Origin of the sequence: Pseudomonas sp. TNT3 (assembly GCF_010095445.2) — a bacterium.
Taxonomy (GTDB): domain Bacteria; phylum Pseudomonadota; class Gammaproteobacteria; order Pseudomonadales; family Pseudomonadaceae; genus Aquipseudomonas.
Genome location: NZ_WFGV02000009.1, coordinates 53,162 through 76,739 on the forward strand (window position 1 = coordinate 53,162; position 23,578 = coordinate 76,739).

Annotated in this window: 17 protein-coding genes; 8 read left to right on the forward strand and 9 right to left on the reverse strand. The window is 53.3% G+C overall.

Translation table 11 applies throughout. From position 1 onward, the window contains the following. The first annotated feature begins 294 nt into the window (after positions 1–294). Entirely contained in the window at positions 295–1,161 is an 867-nt protein-coding gene (locus GBC55_RS08275) for a hypothetical protein (RefSeq protein WP_162436995.1), read from the forward strand. A gap of 328 nt (positions 1,162–1,489) precedes the next feature. On the opposite strand, the gene GBC55_RS08280 is transcribed toward GBC55_RS08275, so the two are convergent. From GBC55_RS08280 to GBC55_RS08295, 4 genes are all read right to left on the reverse strand, one after another. Then, positions 1,490–1,903, reverse strand: coding sequence for a hypothetical protein (locus GBC55_RS08280; protein WP_162436996.1), 414 nt, complete (start codon positions 1,901–1,903; stop codon positions 1,490–1,492). Between the two features lie 184 nt (positions 1,904–2,087). After that, a complete protein-coding gene (locus tag GBC55_RS08285; protein WP_162436997.1) occupies positions 2,088–5,153 on the reverse strand; it encodes a DEAD/DEAH box helicase family protein in 3,066 nt (1,021 codons plus the stop codon). A gap of 449 nt (positions 5,154–5,602) precedes the next feature. Beyond that, the gene (locus GBC55_RS08290; RefSeq protein WP_162436998.1) at positions 5,603–5,887 is read right to left on the reverse strand and encodes a type II toxin-antitoxin system RelE/ParE family toxin; all 285 of its coding nucleotides are present in this window, start codon (positions 5,885–5,887) and stop codon (positions 5,603–5,605) included. Then, a complete protein-coding gene (locus GBC55_RS08295) occupies positions 5,877–6,119 on the reverse strand; it encodes a CopG family transcriptional regulator (RefSeq protein ID WP_162436999.1) in 243 nt (80 codons plus the stop codon). The genes GBC55_RS08290 and GBC55_RS08295 overlap by 11 nt, the downstream gene beginning before the upstream one ends. 631 nt (positions 6,120–6,750) lie before the next feature. Between GBC55_RS08295 and GBC55_RS08300 the strand changes: the two genes are divergently transcribed. The 5 genes from GBC55_RS08300 (at position 6,751) to GBC55_RS08320 (ending at position 12,913) form a co-directional block, all read left to right on the forward strand. Then, the gene (locus tag GBC55_RS08300; protein WP_162437000.1) at positions 6,751–7,113 is read left to right on the forward strand and encodes a DUF6124 family protein; all 363 of its coding nucleotides are present in this window, start codon (positions 6,751–6,753) and stop codon (positions 7,111–7,113) included. 432 nt (positions 7,114–7,545) lie between these two features. Continuing rightward, complete coding sequence (locus GBC55_RS08305) at positions 7,546–9,096, forward strand: OmpA family protein (RefSeq protein ID WP_162437001.1); 1,551 nt, start codon at positions 7,546–7,548, stop codon at positions 9,094–9,096. A gap of 17 nt (positions 9,097–9,113) precedes the next feature. Beyond that, positions 9,114–10,910: a hypothetical protein gene (locus GBC55_RS08310; protein ID WP_162437002.1), complete on the forward strand. Its 1,797-nt coding sequence runs from the start codon at positions 9,114–9,116 to the stop codon at positions 10,908–10,910. After that, positions 10,910–11,743, forward strand: a complete 834-nt coding sequence (locus GBC55_RS08315; protein ID WP_247266882.1) for a hypothetical protein — start codon at positions 10,910–10,912, stop codon at positions 11,741–11,743. Before GBC55_RS08310 ends, GBC55_RS08315 begins: the two co-directional genes overlap by 1 nt. Positions 11,744–12,007: 264 nt before the next feature. Further along, positions 12,008–12,913 carry a hypothetical protein gene (locus GBC55_RS08320; protein ID WP_162437003.1) on the forward strand — a complete coding sequence of 302 codons (906 nt, stop codon included), beginning with the start codon at positions 12,008–12,010 and terminating at the stop codon, positions 12,911–12,913. 261 nt (positions 12,914–13,174) lie between these two features. On the opposite strand, the gene GBC55_RS08325 is transcribed toward GBC55_RS08320, so the two are convergent. Then, entirely contained in the window at positions 13,175–14,461 is a 1,287-nt protein-coding gene (locus tag GBC55_RS08325; protein WP_162437004.1) for an OprD family porin, read from the reverse strand. Positions 14,462–14,844: 383 nt separating this feature from the next. On the opposite strand from GBC55_RS08325, the gene GBC55_RS08330 reads away from it, so the two are divergent. Further along, positions 14,845–16,938: a TonB-dependent siderophore receptor gene (locus GBC55_RS08330; protein WP_162437005.1), complete on the forward strand. Its 2,094-nt coding sequence runs from the start codon at positions 14,845–14,847 to the stop codon at positions 16,936–16,938. 214 nt (positions 16,939–17,152) lie between these two features. Here GBC55_RS08330 and GBC55_RS08335 read toward each other — a convergent pair whose 3' ends face one another. The 4 genes from GBC55_RS08335 to GBC55_RS08350 all read right to left on the reverse strand — a co-directional run bounded on the left by GBC55_RS08335 (position 17,153) and on the right by GBC55_RS08350 (position 22,791). Beyond that, complete coding sequence (locus GBC55_RS08335; protein ID WP_162437006.1) at positions 17,153–17,365, reverse strand: hypothetical protein; 213 nt, start codon at positions 17,363–17,365, stop codon at positions 17,153–17,155. A 246-nt stretch (positions 17,366–17,611) separates the two neighbouring features. Next, the gene (aguA, locus tag GBC55_RS08340; protein WP_162437007.1) at positions 17,612–18,718 is read right to left on the reverse strand and encodes an agmatine deiminase; all 1,107 of its coding nucleotides are present in this window, start codon (positions 18,716–18,718) and stop codon (positions 17,612–17,614) included. Between the two features lie 5 nt (positions 18,719–18,723). Next, complete coding sequence (aguB, locus tag GBC55_RS08345; protein ID WP_162437008.1) at positions 18,724–19,602, reverse strand: N-carbamoylputrescine amidase; 879 nt, start codon at positions 19,600–19,602, stop codon at positions 18,724–18,726. Between the two features lie 276 nt (positions 19,603–19,878). Beyond that, positions 19,879–22,791: an aminotransferase gene (locus tag GBC55_RS08350; protein WP_162437009.1), complete on the reverse strand. Its 2,913-nt coding sequence runs from the start codon at positions 22,789–22,791 to the stop codon at positions 19,879–19,881. A gap of 216 nt (positions 22,792–23,007) precedes the next feature. Here GBC55_RS08350 and GBC55_RS08355 point away from each other — a divergent pair, with 216 nt between their 5' ends. After that, on the forward strand, positions 23,008–23,532 hold the full coding sequence (locus GBC55_RS08355; RefSeq protein WP_162437010.1) for a DUF3916 domain-containing protein: 525 nt from the start codon (positions 23,008–23,010) through the stop codon (positions 23,530–23,532). The last annotated feature ends 46 nt before the right edge of the window (positions 23,533–23,578 follow it).

Below are 23,578 nucleotides of genomic sequence, written 5' to 3' on the forward strand. Positions count from 1 at the left end.
GCGTACTGACTGGATCGTATACCACACGTCAACGTCACCTTCGGCAGGCAAAGATAATCCAAACGACAATTGTTAATCGCTGGAACCTGGAAAACCCGTGGATATGGCAACGAAAGCACCTTATATGGTTCCTAAACAACAGCGCGAATAATAAGTCAACCTCCACCCATTATTATTACGTACTGACCGCTCGTTTGATCGTATCTCGGTTAAAAAAAGGGTGGCGGTTACCGAAATAACCATACGAAATTTCTTGGGACGATGCTTACTCTGGAGAAGTCATGCTAAGCTCTGATGCACCAATTAAAAGCGAAAAACTCAACAACAAATTACAACCGGCCAGCAATCAACATTACTCCTTTAAAAGTCACCATGAACAAAAAAGTTATTTTATGTGCCTGGATCTGCGCAACATCTATAATTCAGATTTTTTTGGATAAAGTTATTTTCCCAGAAAATGACAAAATACAATATAGAGAGATGGAACTCTACAGACCACGAGCGGACTTCGAATACAAATTAACTGAACTGTTAAAAAGTATACGCACCAACCAGTATTATGAGAAGTTAAACATTGAAAATACAAAACGAACAATTGACACAGCCTATATACATACACTTCTTGAGTATCATCGAGAGATCGTTCAGCTCTACGACGTAGCGGGATCAAAAGAAATTCTATTAGCGCTTCAAGAAATGGGTACCGATATTGTACGAATGTCTAAGAGCATTGGATATAATACTTGCGTTCCCAGCGATCAGTTTTCCAACTTCAATACTTCTGCAAAAGAGATAGCTCCGCTAATAGATAAATTAAGTTCCATCAAAGAAAACATATTAAACTTTGACGAAAAAATTCGTAAAGCTAAACCTGATTATCTCGAAAACGGAAAGTTTGATACTGAAGCAGCGGCAGAAAAGGTCAGGCTATTGATCGAGCTTATGAAAGATCCATATCTATATGTTAGATTCAACAACAAAGACCCAATTTCTGATTTCCAAAAATACATAAATGACTTCGACACCATACATGAGACATATAGAACCTGCGCTGCCAACTATGCAGAGAGAAACGAACACAACAACCACATTAAATTGTTTTATCAAATTATGACCTTCTTAATTCTCACCATACTTATGTATAGAAAAGACTTGTTATAAATATTCAAATATTCAAATATTCAAATATTCAAATATTCAAATATTCAAATATTCAAATATTCAAATATTCAAATATTCAAGAAATATCATCCACGTTGATTAGTAATGCTTTACATAGCCATGACTCATCAACACACCGTTCGCCTTTGGTCGAGTAGAGAGAGAGCGCTTACATTCCATGCAAACTTAAACCCATTGAACTGCCTAAAACATACCAAATATCTTGTCACTTTACTTTTACCAAGTCGGTACAGTTCGGGGGAGATTATTGGCCACCCTGGATACTTAAATTGATTTCTCCATTGCTAAAGTAAAATTAATAGAGAGATTAAGGCATATCGCTTTTTGGCATAGCATTGAGCGAACTGTCACTTGTAGCCCATGGTTTTACAGTAGTCACAGATTTACGATTCGGCTTAATTTTTTGTTTCCGCACCGACCCCCATTGATAAATAAGTTCTTGTTCGTACGCCTCTACATCCTTGAATGCAGCTTCTCCGACATGTGCAATGTAGAGTGAAAAATCAGATCGTAACATTCCAGCAATCAAGTGCATATATCCACTGTTATACCTAGCAGAAGCTGTATAACCAGAACTTTGACTTGTACCGAAACTCTTAGCTTTACCTATATAAAAAGGCCTATCTCCATCTTGAGGATGGTGGAATACGTACAAACAGAAGCACTGACGCTTAGCATCTTCGAGTGTATCGTATGTAAACTTTTCCCAAACCAGTTGCATTGGTTTACCCCGACATCAAACTACAATCATTATAAAAACAGTGCGGCAAAACTTCAGATTTGTTTTCGAGTAAATCTTACCATGCTATAAATAACTAACTCCCCTTAGGTACTACAAGAGTCACAAAACCAAACTTGCCCTCACTGAACCTCTCAATCAATGAGTACCACTCACAAAAAAGCCCCTAGGAAACAAACACCTTGAATGCCACATCATTATTTGCCGAAGTTGCTGTCCATGAGTCTAGCAACTGGAATGCCTGAAGACTTTCATGTATGCATTCATTACCGCGACTCACTTGATTAGAAAAATGAGTCCGAGAAAAAGCGTTTCCGATCACAATCCAAATTTCTTTTTCCACCCGTAAAGAATTTCTTCGTTCAGTAAACACGCGCCACGCTTCATCAACCACAGTCTCATAACCCACTCCTAATCTCGCCATATAAGCGTCGGGGGCTTCCTTATGAATCAGCCGCACTCGCTTTAGGAGGTCTGGGTGAGTTAGATCTAATCGCCACGGAGCGCCTAGCAATCGATGATTCCCAAACTTAAGATCCTTATTAGGACTTATCAAAACCTCCATATTTTTTATTGCTTGCCCACCTACTTCTGCAATTGCACCCGCTGAGGATCGCGGCTGCAAAGTATCTCCACACTTAACATGTATAAATACCAACTTTGTTTCAGAACTGGCAATAAAATCTGCAGGCTCTGTATTTAAATCAGTGCAGAGCAAATAATCAATATCAGGTATATGCGAGAAAAATGGACCATATTCAGCCACACGCATATTAGAGTCATTTACATTTCGAATTTTGTCTATTAAAAAAAACACGGAATTAGGTAGAAAAGCGTTTTGTACCAACCCAGCGGAACCTCCTTTTTCATCCATTCCGGGCGAAAGTAACTCGTTTACCTTTATAATTGAGCGACCTATGGCGGATTTATCTAAGTCGAATCCTGCCTCAAGTGGTAGTCTAAATTTATAATATCGTCCTTGGTAGAACGCTGATGAATTTATATACAGAATCCTCTGCAATCCAGCAGTAAACACTTCCGTCATCGACTGCCCAGAGAAAAACTCCTGCCCGGAATCAGATATCTGTTGATTAAGAAGCCTGTAGTTACTATCTAAAACAAGTCTAGGTGCGTGTGTATTTATGTCATATGACAAATAGATATGCACATCCCCTAGTTCCGTCCGATAAACAAAACTATTAGAGTCAGACACATACTCTAGATAAATAATATCATTAATTAAATTAAACTCCTGCCCATTTAACGCAAACATCAGAGGATCGGAAAAATCACAAAAATCAAGAATGATGCTTGCAGGCTCACACTCCGGAGGGTTAGCAACGGGCTTCGCGAAAGAATTTATTAAATTACTTTCGACGACCCTTCCGCTATTTATCACATCTACAACATCATCTATCCACGCAGCTAATCCGCGCAGACTTAGGTTCCTATTCTTCTGATCAGAAATTCGTCCAGATCCTACACCGAGGTAATAGCTACTTTGTGCAACACCATTCTGCGATAGATTATCAACCATAAGTGTTGACAGTGCATAGGAGGCGTTGGACTGCGCCGAGTGAATATCTTCGAGATTACGTCCTCGCCATGAGACTCCTTCTGGACGCCGCCTAGCTTCGCCTATGGCCATACTTGTGGCCGACTTGGTTCTAATGCGGTCAGTTCTTGCTCCGAGGGATAGAATTTCCTCCAGTGAAATTACACCGCCAAGACCAATTTCAGCTTCACTCGAATAGTTAACGCCTCTACTATCATAAACAACGAATAGGTCACCAAGCTCTCTACAAATTACAACTTGAAGCGCCGGCTCAAAAAATAAAGAATCCTTTAAAAACCTTGAATTACTAAAACTTATGCTTAGAGCAATTGAAAAACCTAGAGACTCTCGAATTATGACAAGCTCACCAGCCATAGTGAGCTTCCAATATAAGGCATCTATAAATTTAGCCATCGTAAAAGCAGGCGTCTTCTTTATAAAACAGAGAGATGCCAGAGGAATAGTTAAGCTTTGTTCCACATCGAAATTATCAATATCAAATTTCTTCCTAAAGCCTGAGTCAAAATAACTTACATCAGGGAAGGCATCAAGATACCTCTTTAGGAGCATTGATGTATCAAGTGACTTTAAGAACGAAACACAATTATCGCGAACACTAATATACTCATCAAAATCTAGGAAATTTCTCCACAAGCTCGAGTTGGAGTTCGAGTTTATTTCCAACGTAAACGCATCATAATTCCGATGTGCCCGAACAACCCGCCCGACTGTTTGCACAAGTTCTCGACCACTACGGACGGCATATGTCAGAACCAGAATTTTTGCTTGTGGAATATCTATACCTTCATCAAGTTTTCTCTGATGAATAATCACATCATAACTGGAGCTTTTAAGTGACCTAGGAACTGTAGATTTAAAGTTCTCTCTTGCATCGCCTGAAAACTGTTGGTGGACAGCCAATACAGAAAACTCCGGAGAAAATAATTCGGCGTATAACTCTATAGCTTCAACATTTTCGCATTTTACAATACACTTGGTATTAGGCTGTTGCTCTAAAAGTTCTTTTACACGCGGAAGCAGTCTTTCATAAGCCATAGACTCCCAAACCGGCTCACAGAGAACATTGTCTTCAAGCGCATGTTTGTATGTATAAACATAGCTCCATTCGGGAGCAACATCAAATTTAAATAAATCGTTTCTATATGGCGTAGCAGTTATTATGACTTTATGGGCTCTAAATGACCGTGATATTTCACTCCAGATTGGGGACGGCTCGGAATGTCCCTCATCCACAATTACCAGATCCACAGCCTCAACTAACGCACTTAAAGCCACCTCAGATAGCGACGACAACATCTGAAAAGTAGTAACATTTATACTTTTATCTTCAGTAAGTGCCACACCATCAATTACTGTTTTCAATTCAATATCATATTCAGGCAGTCTATCAGTGAAAAACTCCCCTGAAAGCTGCTTAACCAGTTGCTCCCGTACCGCCGAACGATGGCAAATAACTAATATTTTCTGCTGTTGCCCAAAGTGGGCTAGAACAGAAATCACTCCTGTTTTACCACCCCCGGTGGGCATGCTTACCAAGCATGAATGGCGAGTTTCTGGTTGGTTAAGGTAATCGAATGCCAGCTCAAGCGCATTTTTCTGGCCTTTACGAAGGACATTCCAAAGGTCGTCGTTAACTTCTACAGCCCCGAACTCCATTTCTGATCTCCATACCCTACGCTCAGCACCGGGATAGTTAGCTGAGTCGGAAAGCATACCGGCACAAAGCTACTACACCCACATATTTTTGACTATTCACTACCAGCCCTCCCTTCAATGCAATTCGCTTCTGCAAATTAAACGAATATCGCTCATTTTCATCAGGAGGGCTCAAAAAGTCAGATGCGTGCGTCTTCACCTAGCTAGAGGTAGATTTAGGGGTATATCCAAGACTAGCCGCCTATAAAAAACTTTATTTACAGATAGTTAGGTATTGGTTCGACTCCTGGTGCCGCACCATACAAAACAAAGCCCCTGCAGAAATGCAGGGGCTTTGTTGTTTCCGGAACGCCCACTTCTCATCCACACACTGAAACCTGTGGGAGCTGAGCTTGCTCGCGATGGGGCATTCACTTGCACCGGAGGCCCCCTGTAGCTTGGCGTCTCCATCACCATTCAGTGCGAGGACGTTGCCGTGTGTGAAAAACTCCGAGGATTTGAAGGCGATCACCGCGAACCCGATAGGGAATGAGATAGGACCAGTTGGGCACGGCCCATTCGCGCGTGTTTTTGACTCGACCTTCACGACCCATGGCTGGGAATTGGGCCAATTTGTCTACGCTGGCGAAGATTGCATCGGAGAAGTCGTCGGCAGCCTTGGGGTTTTCCAGGGCGATGTAATTTGCTTCGTCTTCCAGGTTTTTGAGGGCTTTTTCAAGCCACTCAACCCGCATTGTTACTCCAGCGCCGGGCGCGCATCGCCGCTACCTGGTCATCGGTGGCGAATTTACCTTGATCGGCCTCCTCTACCGCCAACTCGATCTGTGCAGCCAGAGTCCTCTCATGCTCGATGTAGTCCCGAAGAACGTCCATCGCCAGGTAGGTCACGCTTTGGCCATTCGTCTTTGCCAGATCGGCAAGTGAGTTTGATAGGTCTTCCGGCAGGTTCAGGGATATCCCGGTCATGGCAGCCTCGATAGCGAACGTTTGTGGCCATCCTACACCGCTAGGCGCCTTCTTGAATGAGCAGGTCGTCGCGAGGTGCTTCACGATGTTTTTTGGCTCCAACGGAGACTGACTACAAAGGAAGTGGATCTGCTTTCAGAGTGATAATAAAACCGCAACTCCTTCACTGATTCAGAGCTAAGCGACATTCCAACCAGTTAACCGGAAAATCGTAGGAAGCTTCCTCCTCAATTGGTAGGAATATTCGTCAAAGATGTCAAATGTCGAGTTTATGGCTCGCTTTAGGCCACTTGTTTAATCCCGTCACCCGTCACTTCCAGAAAGCTACAAAACCTTGCGGCATTGCTTACGGTTACTCCAGAATCCGCCGGCTTGTGCGGCTATACCCCGAGTTCTATCGTTGACCTGCCGCTGCTCATCAGTGGTCGGGCTTAGCGGCTCGCGGTATTTCGCTTGCACGTGCATCCATCCCAAAGGCGTTCCACATACCTGCGGTTTGATGGTGGCTGTACGCAGGGCGCCTTCGGGCGCACCGGCTTTGCGAAGTTCCCCGGTCCGCTAACCTGCGTGCAGCTGCCACCCTTTTCTCTTAGCGGAAGAAAAGGCATGGCACCCTTTATGGAACTTTGAAATGCGCAAGCTGACACCTGATCCCCCGAATACCAGCAACACCTCCGAGCCCGAAAACCCCACATCTGAAACGCTCGAACAAGCCCCTTACTGCGACTGCGATGAACAACACACCTGCGTCGCCAATATCAGAGCCACCCCGCGCACACCTTCCACGATGTACACCGTGAACCCGGATATCGACGTCCAAACCCTTTTGGGCTGCGTGAGCGAGTCACTGGCATCCGCCAGCGTCATCACCATGGATGTTGCAGACCGTGAAACCGGGACAAGTCGCAACTCTCTGCTGGGTGTTCACCAGATCCTGATGGTTGCAGAACTCTCAGTGTATCGAGCGCTCGACCAACTCGACCCTATTGATTAAAACGCCGCAAACAAAAGCGACGGCTCTCTTTTCAATCCTGCAAAAACGAAGCCCTCGCAAAACGACGAGGGCTTCACAGTTTCGACCCAACGCTTGCCCCCAGCATGCCGAACCGCATCACCTCTCCCCCACGCCTGCACAGAACAGTTCCACCGCTTTTCTGCATATCACAGTGCCATCACCACCCCATTCCGAAGTATCATGCCCAAGGAAGCCTCGCCCCACCCAAAGGCCTTCCCCGCTCCACCCGATACGTCGCACGCTGAGCGACACCAAAAGACACGGATGTGTCACGGCGTCATGCCTGTACTTATATGGATATTCCCGACATGGGCTTTCGCCTCGCAAAAAACCTCATTCCTGCGCCTGGAGCCGTGCTAATCGCACACCGCTCGGGCTTCTGCTTGCCTGTAAATCCTTGGAAGTTGCCAGATGCTTTTGAATCGTGTCTTGAGACCCACTGCGCTCGCCGTTGCGATTGCTGTTGGCCTTAGTGGTTGCGCGCACGTCGATAACTACATGGGTCAGTCCTCGGGGACGAGTGCATGTGTTGCCGGTGGCGCTGTCGGTGCCGTGTTGGGTGTGGCCGTTGCTGCTTTGAGCAAAGGTGACGCCAACGCCTATGCCAAAGGCGCGTTGATCGGCGCAGGTGCGGGTTGTGGCGTTGCGTTGCTGTACCGCGATCGCGTGCAGAAGCTGCAGGCTGTGGCGAAAGAAGAAGGCCTGGTGATGCAGGTCAACGAGTTGAATGCCAACGTCGCCGCCACGCCTACTGCCGCGCCGAGCATGCAAGCAGTCGGTGTTGAAGCGCAGGTGCAGTCTTCCGAAATGTTTGCCGTGGGGTCGGCCGAGCTGACACCCGATGGTCGTCGGAAACTGACTCGCCTGGCTGCCACGTTAGCCGACAAGCAACCAGGCTCAGCGCCACAAGCGCCTAAGGCGCTGAAGAAAATCCTGGTAGTTGGGCATACCGACGCGACAGGTGCTGCTGAATTCAACCAGAAACTCTCCGAGCAACGCGCTCGAGCTGTGGGCCAGATCCTGGCCGATGCGGGCGTCGCTCGCCAGGACATCTATTACCAGGGCGCCGGTGCGTCCCGCCCGCTTGCCAGCAACGCCACGGAACAAGGTCGCACCGAGAACCGGCGTGTCGAATTTGTCGAAGTCGACAATGAAAAATTACTGGTCGAGCGCGTTCGCAGTGAGCGCAGCAACGCCAAGTACCTGGCTCACGGCACAGCCCCGGTGACCTCAGTCAAACCTGCGGTGGCTAAAGCGCCAACGACCAAGAAGCCTGTGGTCGTCGCCAGCAAGAAACCTGCGGTAGACGCACAGGAACCGGTTGCTCAGGTCCCTGAATCTAAAGCACCTGCCCCTGTTACATCGCCCGCTGTTCCACTGGACGGCAAGGGTGGTGTCGACTTCGGCGGCAGTGCTGTGACCACCACGCGCTCGGTGCTGGCGATGGGGATTACTCCGAAAAGCTCACCGTTCGCGCTGATCGGTACGGCTAACGCTGCTGCGCCGTTGAGCTCGTGTGTTGCTGATCTGCCCCGCATCGAGGGCCAAGTGAAGAGCCTGGCCGATGACAAGCCGCTGAACGAGTTCGCCACCAACGAGTTCTTTCCAGGCCTGACCGGCAAGCCGTGGGCCACTGCGGTTAACGGGCACTCCGTCACCGTCGGCCCGATCGCTGTGTTGCGTGATGACGCCAAAGTCGCTCAAGCGCCAAAAATGCAGTTCATCACCGACTACGCCACACCGCAGAAGAAGCAAAGCCAGGCCTACACCGCTGTCGCTAATACCTACGAAGGTGAGACCCAGATCCTGTACCGCGTGTTTGCTGTCGACCAGAACAAGTCGCCGGTGACGTGCATGGACATCGTTTTCGACAAGCGCGCTGGTAGCGCCGTCGCAGGCGAAATTTATTACCCGAAACAGGGTGACGCTTACGTCGCTCAGTTCACACCCAAGCGCCGTTAAGCCTAGAGGTACACATAATGCTCGAAATTTTCCGCTCGTTTTTCACGGCGTACTGGTACGTGATCATCCCGGTGGTCTTTACCGTCCTGCTTTCAATCCCGGTGATTGTTTACTGGTCGTCCTTTAAATACTGGTTGATGAAAGTCCGTATTCGACTGCCGGTTTTTGGCCGCATCAGACACTGGGTCAAGCATCCTGGCGAAAAAGAAAAGCCAAGCGAAAACAACACCCGGCCTATCGGTTTTCTTTCGTCCGAACGTGAACTGTGCTCGTTCTACGACAAGTATTACCGGGACCACCAACCTTCGGAAGCCAACTTCCGGCGCTGTCAGAATTACCTCGGCAAGGTCCAGGAAGCGGATCGCCGGGAAAAAGGCCTGGGCCTTTGGGCACTGATTATTGTGTTGATGCTGATCGAGGCCACGGCGTTCGGTTTCGCACTGGCACCTTTCGCCCTGACGCTGGCCACTCCGAACACCGCATTGGCGGGTGCTTTCGCGATCGGTCTGGTGATCTCGATTATTGGTTTGTTCCTGTCCGAATTCGCCGGGCGCGCGCTCTACAAAAACCACATGGTCGATAACATCATGTCGTACGAAAACCTGCGCCGTAATGGTTCTGGCGGCGACATGATCAGCACTCACATCATCACCATCGACAACACCAATGACGATGACGGTGATGCGCCTTATCAGCAGTTGCTGAACCGCATGAAAGTGAATAAAAACGGCGACATGCCGGCCAAGCGTTACACCATGCTGATTGGCTATGGCATTTTCATTGTTGGTTTGGCGGTCGCTGCGTTCTGGGTCCGGACCGAAACACTCAACGCCCAAGAGTCTGACCTGATCGCCAACCCGCCAGCTCATGTCCAGTCCGCTGATGACTTCCCGGCAGCCGACGGCGTACCAATCCCCGATGACATGCAAGCCCTGTCGGACAGTGCTGCCGGCAAATCGGCCCAGGATCAGATCGATGCGTTGCACCGCGCATCCCTCGTGACCTTCGCTGTATTGAGCGGCCTGTTTATCTTCATCCAGGCGAGCTCGACCTACCTGGCGTTCATCTTCGGTTTTGCCGGCACACATTCACGCAAAGCCTGGGAACGGACACACAAGTTCTCCAGCGCCGACGACTTCATGCGCTACCACGCCAGCAAGGCGCGCGATGTGGCCAACGATGCACAAGCGTCCCTGGGCATGCTTCAAGGTTTGCAGATGAAAGTATTCCGGGTTGGCGGCAATGATCTGGATGCGTTGCGTTCGGATTTGCTGAACCGAACCTTCGAATCGTACATCGCTCAGGAAGACAACAAGGCCAGGGGCAAAAAGAGCCGCGACGTCATCGAGACTTACTTCAAGAAACTCATGGCCGACCTGTCTGCCGCCATTGAAGCGGGCGACAACGCCAAGATCAACGAACTGATCTCGGTCGCCACCCCGCGCTTTAATCAAATCGACACCAACGACCCTACGCTGGCCGATTTCAAAACGCAGTTCGCCAGCCTGAGCATCTTCCACACCAAACCGACGGCTGCACCAGCACCAGCACCCGTCGTGACACGGGTCGAAGCATCCGTCATCGAAGTGGCCGTTGCCGTTGAGCCAGCTCCGGCTCCAGTGCCGGCGCCAGCTCCAGCTCCAGCACCAATCGTCGCCCCGACCCAGGCAGCCGCCTTCGATCACAACGCCTTCGGTGATCTGACCGGTTACGAAGAGGACGACATCGACTACGTTGCCGGCAAAAAAGGCGTGGACGCTGCGATCATCCGCCGTGCCCGCAAACTCCAGCTGCTCGATAAGTCGGAGGCCTGATGAAGTTCAAGAGCCTGATCCTGGCTCTGGCATTTGCCCCCGCTGCCCTCATGGCAGCGGAGCGCAACGACGTGCCGAGCTGCTACGCCCAAGCCAAGATCGAAGCGTTTCGCAGCGCGCCCTCCGGCCGCATGCTGACCGTCGTCGTGGACCAGACAACACCCTTGACTCCCGACCTGCAAAAGACCGCCTGGGGCCACATCAAGCGCTTCATGCAACCGGGTGACAAGCTGCGCTTGTACTCATTCAGCGCTTACCTGGAAGGCCATTACACGCGCCTGCAATTCGCCGGCGAGCTTGAAAAACCAATCGACCCTGCAGTCCTGGGCGATGTGCCGATGATGGCCAGCCGTAAGTTTGACGGCTGCCTGAAAGGTCAGTCCGCGGCACTGTTTCAGCGGTTCGGAAAAGCCTTTTCAAGTGCGATGGGTAAATCGAGTTCGGACATTCCCCGCAGTGAAATCCTGTTCAGCCTGAAGTCGATCGGTGATGACATCAAGACGGCTGAGGGTGTGAACGAGCAGGTCATTTTGCTCATGTCCGACATGTTGGAATACAGCGATTTCGGCAGCTTCTACACCAACAACGGGATTCGTGAAATCAACCCTGGCGTCGAGCTCGCCAAGGTTGAAAAGCAGAATTTGCTAGCCGATTTTTCCGGCGCTCGGGTCTACGTTCACGGGGCGGCATTCGTGCCGACCCAAATCAAGAACGGCTACCGCAGCGGCAAGATGATCCAGAACCTGGAAGGTTTCTGGCGTCTCTATTTTGAGAAGTCGAACGCGCAACTCAAGGGGTTCGGCAACCCTGAGTTGACCATCGCAGTCGAGTGATTGATGGGCCGCCCGAGGGCTTAAGGCTGTTCACTTAAGCAATTTCGAACTGGATGTAACCCTGTGGCGAGGGAGCTTGCTCCCGCTGGGGCGCGCAGCGGCCCTACGCTTTTACGTGAAAAGCGGGGGACTGCTGCGCAGCCCAACGGGAGCAAGCTCCCTCGCCACAGGTACAGGTACAGGTACAGGTACAGTGTTTCGATTAGGTGAAAAGCATTACGTCCAGAGGGCGGCCTTTTCATGGGTGAGTAATAAGGAGCGAACATGAGTCTCTGGGGTGACCTGAAGCAAAAAGCCATAGATGCCAACCCTGAACTGGCCTCCAAGGCCGCGCAGGCCCTGAACAAAGCCAAGGACCTGGCGATTGAAGCCGGTCAGAAGGCCGCGCCGGTGTTGAAAGAGGCTGGCGAGAAGGCCGCTGCCTACGCTCAGGAAAAAACGCCGATCGTTAAGGCTCAAGCCCTGAAGGCGATCGAAGACGCAAAGATCCGTCGGGCCGAACTTCAGGTGCAGGCAAAGAACGATAAAGCCGCACGTGATGAAATGATCCGCACGATGTATGACATCAGCCTGTCTCCTGAGGATGAGCTGTTCATCGATGAACCGTTCAACCATTACGGGCGTCAGTTCAACTTTTTCATCATCACCGGTGAAGTGCTGGACAGCCAAAAACGCAACCAGGTGCATTTGCATGCCGGTCACTCTCATAGTTCTGGTGGTGGGTACATCAGCAATGGCAGCGGTTATGTGGGCGGCGGTTCATCGTCGTCTTACGTCAGTAGCCGTAATGTTGAAGAACACGAGTTTTGGGTCAGGCTGCAAGACGGTAAAGAGTCCTGCTTTCAGTTCGCCGACAAGAACGTTCGCATCCGCGAAGGCCAGACGATTTCAATGCTGTTCATGCGGCCGGCTGATAACGATACCGGGCAAATGGTGTCGCTCTACAACCACAACGCCGACCAGTACCACATCATTTTTTCCCCGGCGCAGATCAACCAGATGTTCAACCTCTATACGGTTGAGCCCGGGTTCTTCAATAAGAACGAGGTGTTGACGACGCGTAGCCGACTTCTGCTCGCGCTTGATCAGCGACTGGAACAACTGAAGGGCTACATTGCCCGGTATGAAAAGCCCGTCATGATGATTCAGGCGCAAGAGCGCCAGGAATAGTTTTCAAGATGCGTTTTTATAACAAAGCCCTCGACATCAGGCGTGCGATTAATGCTGTTCACTTAAGCAATTTCAAAGCCGATGAAACCCGTGGCGAGGGAGCTTGCTCCCGTTGGGCTGCGCAGCAGCCCTTCTTTTAGAGAGCCGCTTCGCGGCCCAGCGGGAGCAAGCTCCCTCGCCACAGGTAACAGCGTTGCGCTTAGGTGAACGGCATTACGAACCAGTCGGGGTTTTCTTCAAACTGAAAAACTCAAATCAGCATCAGAAGATGTTGATCGGGTAATCCACGAACACACGCACTTCGTTACCGCTGACGTTGTACTCACTCGATTTCTGCGAAACACGCAGGATCGAGCTGCGCAGTTTCACGCTGAGGTCTTTGGCCGGGCCGCTTTGTACGACGTATTTGAACTGGTTGAAGATTTCGCGCTCGGTACCGCCTTCACTGGTGGAAGTGGTGATGTTGTCGCCACGCACGTAGGCAAAGTTGTAGCTCAGGCCAGGCACGCCGAAGCTGCCGAAATCGAGGCCGTAGCCCAGCTGCCAGCTGCGTTCGTCTTCAGCGTTGAAGTCGGACCAGTAGGAGTTCGCCAGGTAGATGGTGTTGCCGCCATCGCCGACGCGACCTTGATCCTTCTGATAGCCGCCGTAGGCATAACCCAGGTTGCTGTCGCCGGTGCTGCGCTGGTGAGCGAGGGTGAACGAGTGTGGGCCGGTGGCGAAGGTAGCTGCCAGGCTCCAGATCTTGTTGTCGTCGCCGGTGGCGCCGCTTTCGCGGACGTAGGAATCATCCAGCTTGGTGCGGTAGCCGTTGAAGTCCAGGGTCAGGGACTGATCTTTATCGATCGGGAACACGTAGTTGGCGTTGAGGTACTGTTTCTTCAACACGTCTTCAACGTCGGACGCGTAAACGGCCGCTTTGAATTGTTCGGTGAACTGGTAGCTACCGCCCAATACATTGATCGACTTCAAGCCACCACTGTCACGGCCTTCAGCGCTTTTGCGCGATTCAGCAGTGAAGCGACCGGCGTTCAGCTCCAGGCCTTTGATCTCCTTGGAGGTGATCAGGGTGCCGGTGTAGCTTTCTGGCAGCAGGCGGGAGTTGTCGTAGTTCAGAACCGGCAGGGCCGGCATCTGGTCGCCGTAGGTCAGCGTAGTGCTGGACAGACGGAATTTGACCGCTGCGCCGCCCTTCGACAGGTCATCAGCCGCGTTGCCGCTGTCACCCTGCTTGAAGAAGTCGATACCACCGGCGCCGCTGCGGCCTTTGCCGCCATCCAGACGCAGTGCGTACAGGCCAAAGGCGTCCACACCCACACCGACGGTGCCTTGGGTGAAGCCGGACGAGAACGTACCGATGGCCGCTTGGCCCCACTCGGCTTTGTCCGGGTTGCCGTCCTTGTAATCACGATTGATGTAGGCGTTGCGCAACAGCACTTTTAGGCTGCTGTCTTCAACAAAACCCTTGGATTCGGCCTGGTCGTTAGCCATGGCCTGTGTAGCACTCAACATCCCCAGAGCGATCAGGCTGATTCGCTTATTCAACATTTTGTTCTTTTCCTTATTACCGGTTGATACGCGCTGTGCCGGACGGCTGAAACGGCGCTATTGCGCTCTTTTTTCACCGCAAAACAAAAAGGCCCGCCCACGAGAAATCGAGGCGGGCCTTTTATTATTTTGTGAGTCATGGCGGTTGGCCACAGGCGTTGGGGCGAATCCTATCCGCGCGCTTAACAATGTGTCAATTTCAAGAATCGTCTGTAAATAGGCGAAAAAAATCTAACGAATCATCTGCGTATCGATTTTGACATGATTAGAAACAATCAAAGCGAGGTACTTTTCAAGAATAATTAACGGAAGTAAATAGCAAGCATTATCATTCGCGCCCTTCACAAGAAACATCCTACAACCCCTACGGACGCGCCCTTCAAATGCCTGCCCCATTTCGTCTTGTGCCCTTTAGTTTTGGGCTCTCTGCTGTGCTTTCTGCCGGTTTTTCCTACGCTGCGCCCACTACATTGCCGGCAACGTCGATCAGCGCCGAAACTGAAGCCGACGATCCACGCGTGAAAGAAACCAGTACCGCCACTCGCACAGCGACGCCAGTTCGCTATGTGCCGCAGGCCATTGATTCGGTCAAAACCTCGAACGTAATGGATTACGGCACCAACGATTTGGGCACGGCACTCAGCGGTATGCCGAACGTCAGCAGTGGCGCCGACACACGCTTCGATAGCCTGCGAATCCGTGGGTTTGACGCCAGCAATGACTTTTATCTCGACGGTATTCGTGACGACAGCCAGTACGTGCGCGACTTGCACAACATTGAGCGCATTGAAGTCCTCAAGGGCCCGGCAGCTGTTTTGTACGGCCGTGGCAGCCAGGGCGGGATCGTCAACCGCGTCAGCAAGCTACCGGAATCTGGTCGTCGCTCAACCATTGAAGCCCAGGGCGGTAGCGAAGATTTGCGCAGCCTGTATGCCGACTTGAGCACCGATCCGAGCGAGAACATCAGCCTGCGCCTGAACATGGGCAACATGGATGAAAACAGCTTCCGCGATGGTGTCAGCGGCAACCGACAGTTGTTCGCGCCGTCGATGAGCTGGCAGCTCACGCCGGACCTGAACTGGCTGGTGCAGTACGAATACAGCCGCTACAACCGCACCCCGGATCGCGGTATTCCCGGTGTGAACGGGCGCCCGGCGGATGTGGGGCGTGACACGACCTACGGCAACGATCACGATTTCATCGACGACAAGTCGCAATCACTGCGTTCGAAACTCAGCTATGAACTCAGCGATAACTGGCAACTGCGCCACACCTTGGGCGTGTTCAAGCTCAACAGTGATTTCGATAACACCTACCAGACCGGTTTCAACCCGACGACCAACCAGGTTCTGCGCCAGCACTGGCAGCAGGACCTGACCACTCGCAACGTCTTCAACAACGTCGAGATGGAAGGTGGTTTCGACACCTTCGGGCTGGAACATCGCTTGCTGACCGGTATCGAAATCGGCAGCCAGCGACGTGACCCGAAGTTGTACAACGCCGCTACTTCAGGTCCAGGCAGCTCACCGGTGCCGTCTATGGATTTGTACAACCCCAATCGCAATTTGCGCCACACCGGACGCATGCAGGTGGCGAGCAACAACCACACGGAAGTGGAAAGCCGCGCGGTCTATGTTCAGGATCAACTGCGCCTGAACGATCAATGGCAAGTCCTGGCCGGTCTGCGCTACGACACCTTCGACATCGAGTCGACCAACCAGATACGCAATATTTCCGAAGACCGTGACAGCCACAGCACCAGCCCCCGTGTCGGCGTGGTCTGGACACCGTTGCAGAATCACTCCTTCTACGCCTCCTGGACCAAGACCTTCTCGCCTGTCGGCGGTGGCTTGATCGGGATCACGCCTGGGGCTGCCGGCAACAGCAACGACCTGAGCCCGGAGCTGACCAAGCAGAAAGAAATCGGCGTGAAAAGCGATTGGCTCGACGACCGCCTGAGCACCACATTGGCGATCTACGAACTGGAACTCTACAACCGGCGCACCAGCGATTCACTGGACCCGACCATCACCCTGCTGACCGGCAAGCAACGCTCCCGCGGGATCGAGCTGACCGGTACGGGCAAGATCGTGGGCAACTGGTATGTGCGCGGGGGCGTGGGTCTACAGGATGCAACGGTCGAGGAAGACAACAACGGCTTTGAGGGCAAGCGCATCAGTGACGTGGCCAAGCACAACGGCAGTCTGTTCCTGACCTGGAAACCGGAGATGGGCTGGTATGCGGAAACGGGCCTGACGTTGGTGGGCGATCGTTACGCCGACAACCTCAACACCGTGGTATTGCCAGGTTATGGCCGCTGGGATGCGTTGGCCGGGTTCCGCCAGAAGGACTGGGATTTGCGTGCAGCGCTGAACAACATCACGGACAAAGGCTATTACGAATCGGCCACCAGCCAGTTCCAGATTCAACCGGGGGCACCGCGCAGCCTGGTAGTGACCGGGACGTACAGCTTCTAAACAACACACACAAACTTGTAGCAGCTGCCGAAGGCTGCGTTCGACTGCGAAGCAGTCGTAAATTCACACACACCGAACTGCCTGATTTCGCGACTGCTTCGCAGTCGAACGCAGCCTTCGGCAGCTGCTACAGGGTTGGGGTTCTTTAAATAAATGCAGGCGAAAAAAAGCGCCGCCATCCCGGCAGCGCTTTATCAATCCGTTGTTTTACTTCTTATCCTTCCATCACATCCCACAACGCTTCCAGTTCCGCTTCGCTGAACAAACCAGCGGGGTAGCGCTCGATCATCATCCGGCGCGGATCAGGTTCCCTGATCTGACGCGTTCCATTGGATTTCAACCAGTGCGCCAGGATCTGGAGCGATTCGTTATTGACTGCCAGGGGATGCAACGCCTGCTCGCTCACTACATTCACTTCGGCGTTCATTTCCTCGCTCTCTCCTGGGTGTGTGAGCGGCTAACTTATCCAAGGTTTATGACAGAACAGCACAGTTCTCCCCTCCCTGTTTAACGCCATGACCGATACAAGAGCTGTGCCAATCTGTCCGAGTTGTCGATATGCGGATACAAAAAAGCCCGCAGTCCTCATGGATCACGGGCTTCTCGTAAAGTACGAGGGGAAAACCGTGGGTCAGAATTTTTTCTGAACCAACTCAACCTGTTACAACTGCACTCACTCTTTGTGCGGCGCCGGCTGTTGTTGGGTAAGGCAGTGAATGTTGCCGCCGCCCAGTAACAGTTCACGACCCGGCACCATGACCACTTCATGTTGCGGGAACAGGTTCTGCAAGATTTCCTTGGCCGGACCATCCAATGGATCGTCGAAGCTCGGCGCGATGATGCCGCCATTGACGATCAGGAAATTCACGTAGGAACCGGCCAGGCGAACCGTAGGATTTCGCTCCTGTGTACCGTCCACCGGATCCACACCCGCGCACTCTTCCTCGGTCGCATACAACGGACCCGGGATCGGCATTTTGTGCACTGTGAACGGGCGACCTTTGGCATCGGTGCTGCTTTCCAGCACTTTCATCGCCGCCTGGCAGCGCGGGTAATTCGGGTCTTGCGGATCATCGGTCCAGGCCAACAGCACTTCACCCGGACGCACGTAGCAGCAGAAGTTATCCACATGCCCATCGGTTTCGTCGTTGAACAAACCGTCCGGCAACCAGATGATTTTATCCACAGCCAGATTGGCGCTGAGCACCTCTTCGATGGCTGCGCGGTCCAGGTGAGGATTGCGATTGCGGTTGAGCAGGCATTCTTCAGTGGTGATCAGCGTGCCTTCGCCATCGACGTGGATCGAACCGCCTTCGAGCACAAAGCCCTCGGTGCGATAGCGCGGGCTGCGCTCGATCTCGAGGATCTTGCCGCCGACCTGAGAGTCGCGGTTCCACGGCGAATACAGCCCGCCGTCGAAACCGCCCCACGCGTTGAAATCCCAGTTCACGCCGCGGACTTCGCCGTTGTTATTGATGACAAACGTCGGGCCGGTGTCCCGCACCCAGGCATCGTCGCTGGACATCTCGACGACGCGAATATTGGGCACGTCGAGGCGGGCACGGGCGTTTTCGTATTGGCCGGCGGACACCGCCACGGTCACTGGTTCGAAACGGGCGATGGCTTTGGCCACTGCGACGTGCGCGGCTTGCGCCGGTTTGCCGCCCAGGCGCCAGTTATCAGGACGCTCCGGCCAGATCATCCAGGTTTGGGTTTGTGGCGCCCATTCGGCTGGCATGTGGAAGCCATCGGCGCGGGGCGTGCTGTTTAAAGTGGTCATGACGATCAGGACTCCAGAGAACCGTCGAGGGTTTTGATAGCACCATACAGGTTCGGGCGGCGGTCACGGAAGGAGCCCCAGGCACTGCGAATGTGTTCCAGCTGATCGAGATCGAAACGCTGCACCAGTACGCCCTCTTCGGTTTCGTTGAGTTCCTGAACCTTCTCGCCGAACTGGTTGGCAATGAACGACGAGCCATAGAACGTGATGTCGTAGCCGTCCTGCTCTTCGTTGCCGATGCGGTTGCTGGCGATCAGCGGCATCAGGTTGGCGCCGGCATGGCCTTGCTGCACACGTTGCCAGTGATCCCGGGACGAGATGCTCTTGTCGTGTGGTTCGCTGCCGATGGCGGTCGGGTAGAACAGAATCTCTGCGCCTTGCAACGCCATGCTGCGGGCGCATTCGGGGAACCACTGATCCCAGCAGATGCCCACGCCGATTTTTGCGTAGCGGGTATTCCAGACTTTGAAACCGGTATCGCCCGGGTTGAAGTAGTACTTCTCGTGATAGCCAGGGCCGTCCGGGATGTGGCTTTTACGATAAATCCCGAGGTTGCTGCCGTCGGCATCGATGATCGCGATGCTGTTGAAACGCGCGCGGCCGGCCAATTCGTAGAAGCTGATGGGCAACACCACTTGCAGCTCTTTGGCGACTTTCTGGAAGTGCTTGATGGCGACGTTGTCTTCGACCGTCGTAGCCAGTTGCAGGTAGTCCGGGTTGGGTTTCTGGCAGAAGTACGGGGCTTCGAACAGTTCCTGAATCAGGATGATTTGCGCGCCTTTGGCCGCAGCCTCACGGACCAGCTTCTCGGCGGTCTCGATGTTGGCTTCAAGGTCCCAGGAACAAGCCATCTGGGTAGCGGCGACGGTAACGATACGACTCATGAATCATCTCCTGGGACAGAAAGGAAAAAGCCCAGGCGAAGTCGACCACGCCGAGGCAGTGGCGACTTTATAGCCGATAAATATCGACTATAAAAGCAATTATTTACACAATCAGACAAATTTAAGCATTAAATACAGATAACAATCGGCATTAGAGTGCCTTTGTAGGAGCTGCCGAGTGAAACGAGGCTGCGATCTTTTGATCTTTAAAAGCAACATCAAAAGATCGCAGCCTCGTTTCACTCGGCAGCTCCTACAGGGGTCCGGTCGTGCCGTTTAAAGGCCCTCGGTGAGCACCTTCGAAAGCATCTCCACAAAGAAATCCACACTCCGACGCGACGTCACCATCGGCGGTTTGATTTTGAGGATGTTCAGGTCATCGCCCGTCGGCTGCATGAAAATGCCCAGTTCACGCAGGCGATCACACAAGGCGGTGGTCTCCTGCGTCGCTGGCTCCAGGGTCTCGCGGTTGCGGATCAGCTCCACGCCCAAATAGAAACCGGAGCCATGCACCGCGCCCACAAGCGGATGAATATCGATCAACGCTTCAAGCCGCTGTTTGAAATACCCGCCCACGACCTGAGCGTTCTCCCAGAGTTTCTCCTCTTCCATCACATCGAGTACTGCCATGCCGATCTGGCAACTCACCGGACTGCCGCCAGCCGACGAGAAGAAATAACCCTCGGCCTCGAGCGCTTCGGCGATTTCCCGGCGAGTGATGACCGCACCCAGTGGCTGACCATTGCCCATGCCTTTGGCCATGGTGATGATGTCCGGCACCACGCCCTGCTCCTCAAATCCCCAAAAGAAACGGCCCATGCGGCCATAGCCGACCTGCACTTCATCGGCGATGCACACCCCGCCCTGGGCGCGAACCAGTGCGTAGACCTGCTTCAGATAGCCCGGCGGCAACGAGATCCCGCCCGCATTGCCGTATACCGGTTCGCAAATAAACCCGGCGAGCTGGCGTTTCTGCTCGGCGATTTTCGCCAGGTTGTGTTCGACGCTGCGCACGTAATCCGGCGCACTGTCCTGGCCACGAAACTCGCCGCGATAGATGTTCGGCGCGGTCACCGGGTGCACCCAATCGGGACGGCTGCTCAAGGCCTGGGGATTGTCGGCAATCGAGGTCGACACCGCATCGGCGCCCACCGTCCAGCCGTGATAGGCCTCCAGCACGCTGACCATGTCGCGCCCGCCGCTATAAGCCCACGCCAGACGAATCGCCAGGTCGTTGGCCTCGCTGCCGCTGTTGACCAGAAACACGCGGTCCATGGAGTCCGGCGACAGCTTCAGCAGCCGCTCGGAAAACTCGGCAACCGCGGCGTAGTTGAAGCGTGAGTTGGTGTTGAGCAGCGACCACTGGCGACTGGCAACCGCTGCCATGCGCGGATGCCCGTGGCCCAGCACCGCGACGTTGTTGAGCATGTCGAGATAGGAACGACCCTGCATGTCGATCAGGTGATTGCGCCAGCCACGTTCGATGCGCGGCGGGTCGACGTAATAGTGTTTTTGGGTACGGGCGAAACTGGCCTCGCGACGCGCCAGCAATGCTTGCGAATCCAGCTCCTGCTCCGCATCGCAGGCCAGCCCCAACAACGTTGCCGGGGATGGGCACAACGCTTGCCAGGCGGCCGCTCGGGACGGCGTGCAAAACAGCGGCGCATCCAGCGAAGCACCTCGGCACAGCTGCACCACTAACGGGCCGCTGACCGAACCCAGCACCTGGCCTTTCACCAGTGCCGCACCCGTGTGCAGCGATGGCGTCACGCCCCACAGCCGCAGGCTCAGTTGCGGGCCGTCGAGTTGCAGAACGCCCGCCGACCGTTGATGGACCATGCCGGCAAATGGCGATTCGACCGCCGTGCCGTGGGGTACCCGCAACTCCACGTGCAAGGGACAGGTCTCGGGTTCGGACGGAATGTCCGGCTGAGTGCGGGACAGGCGATACTGCCCGTAACGACTGGCCGCCAGACCATGCGCCGCTGACGCCTCGTCCAGCAGTCGCTGATCGATCCCCTCTTGCTCCCAGTTACCGGCCTCGAAATGCGGACTGAGCACCCCCAGATCGATCAAGGCAAATTCTCGCCCGACCAGGCTTGGCAGCAGCGGCGCAAAACCTTCACTGCCAATGCTCGTCAGGCTCTGGCCAACAGAACTCAGGATCGCCGCTTCCATCAACGCCAACGGCACCGACGTCGCAACGCGGAAGATCTCCCACTCATGGGTGAGGTTGTCGCGACTGTAGTCATTGCCCGGATCGACGCTGACCTGCTGTTCACCACTGAGCACCAGCACCGCTGAACGCGCAACGATCAACGGCCACAGCGCCAGCAGCTCCGCAGGCTGTAACGGATTGACCGCGTGGTACGCCTGGACCGCCGGCAAGATATAAAAGGGATCACCCTCGGCGTGGTGCAGCAACGCCGCGCAGGTCACCGACAGATCAGTGATGCGCCAGGTACTAATCAGGTCGCCGAAATCGATCACGCCCTGCAGTTGCCATACGCGTTGCGCATCACGCTGCCAGACCACGTTGTCATCGGTGATGTCCATATGAATCGCCTGCACAGGCAGCTGATCCACCAACGGCAGCAAATGGCGCTCGGCACGTTCGGCCACTTCGGCGATCTGCTGGCGCTGCTGGTCATCCTTGATAACCGGCAGCAAATGCGCGATCAACGCGTTGGCGTGACGGGCGTCCCATTGCAACGTACGCGCCAGCCCTGGGTGATCGAAGTCAGCCAGGGCCAGATCCATTTCGCCACAAAGGCGTCCGAAACCCGCCACCACAGAACCGGGCAGATGACCCAGGTGAGTCAGCGGCTGGCCTTCGATGTAATCGAGCAATCGCACATGCACCGTCTGCCCATCCACTTCCAGCGACAGCAGATCAGCGCCGCTTTTGGCGAGTATCACCCGAGGCACCTGCACATCGGGGTGATCGGCAAGGTGTTTGAGCCCCGCGTGCTGGGCTTGCAGCTCCTGTACCGCGTAATCACCGCGACAGATTTTCAGGACGAAACGCCCTTGGTCGCTGTCGACGCGGTAATTCAGATCCTGCTGACTGCCAAGCGCCTGCAACCTGCCACTCAACCCGTAATGCTTTTCGAGCAGCGCTGACGCTTGCTCCGCAGACACCTGCGGGCTGGGCAAACTGGCGCGATGAATCAACGTGGCGAGCGGCATACAAGACCCCTGAGAAAGTATTCAGGCGCTTATATCGCCACTGGTTGGGGCGATACGCAACCCCTTCCACCAGAAGACGATCCGCCCCTGCTCAACGCAACCGTGCGAAGTCGGGCGCCAGCGAAACTTCCCACACTAATCTCAGGTTGCCTTGCACTTGCCTGACCGGCAGCCTCCGACCCGACGAGTCCCCATCTCCGAGGAAAAATCCTGACCATGTCCAAGCGCCGACTTGCACTTTCAAACAAAAAAATTCGAAACATTCCACGTCGCTTGAAAGCCCTGGCGACTTGGGCCTCTAACTTCGAGGGATATTTCCCCGACGACCTCACAAGGGAAGACAAATACTGCAACTGGAAAATTCCTGTACTCACAACACTGGTCGAAGGAAAACAAGCGACCCATGCCATGCGTAAAGAATGTGCTCAACAGATGATCAACGCGGCCGGTCACCTGCTTCAAGCCAGAACGGCAGAGGCAATCGACAGTCGCATCGTCGCGAACATCTGCATTCCGGACATGTTTTCCAGTGAGATCTGCATCTACACCCAACTGGATTACCATCGCTGCCACATTCCGCCTGCCCATGATGAGAGCTGCATCATCGACAAAAGCCTTGCGGCAGAATGGGGACTCGTCCTGCCCAGAGGCATGAAGGAAAGAGGGATATCCTTTTCAGTAGAAGACGACGATGGCGAGATATTTGTGCTTGAACGGTGGAATTTCGGCGAAGTCGATTGATGGATAAAGCTATCTGTCGAAACCATGTCGCATTACGTATTTAAAT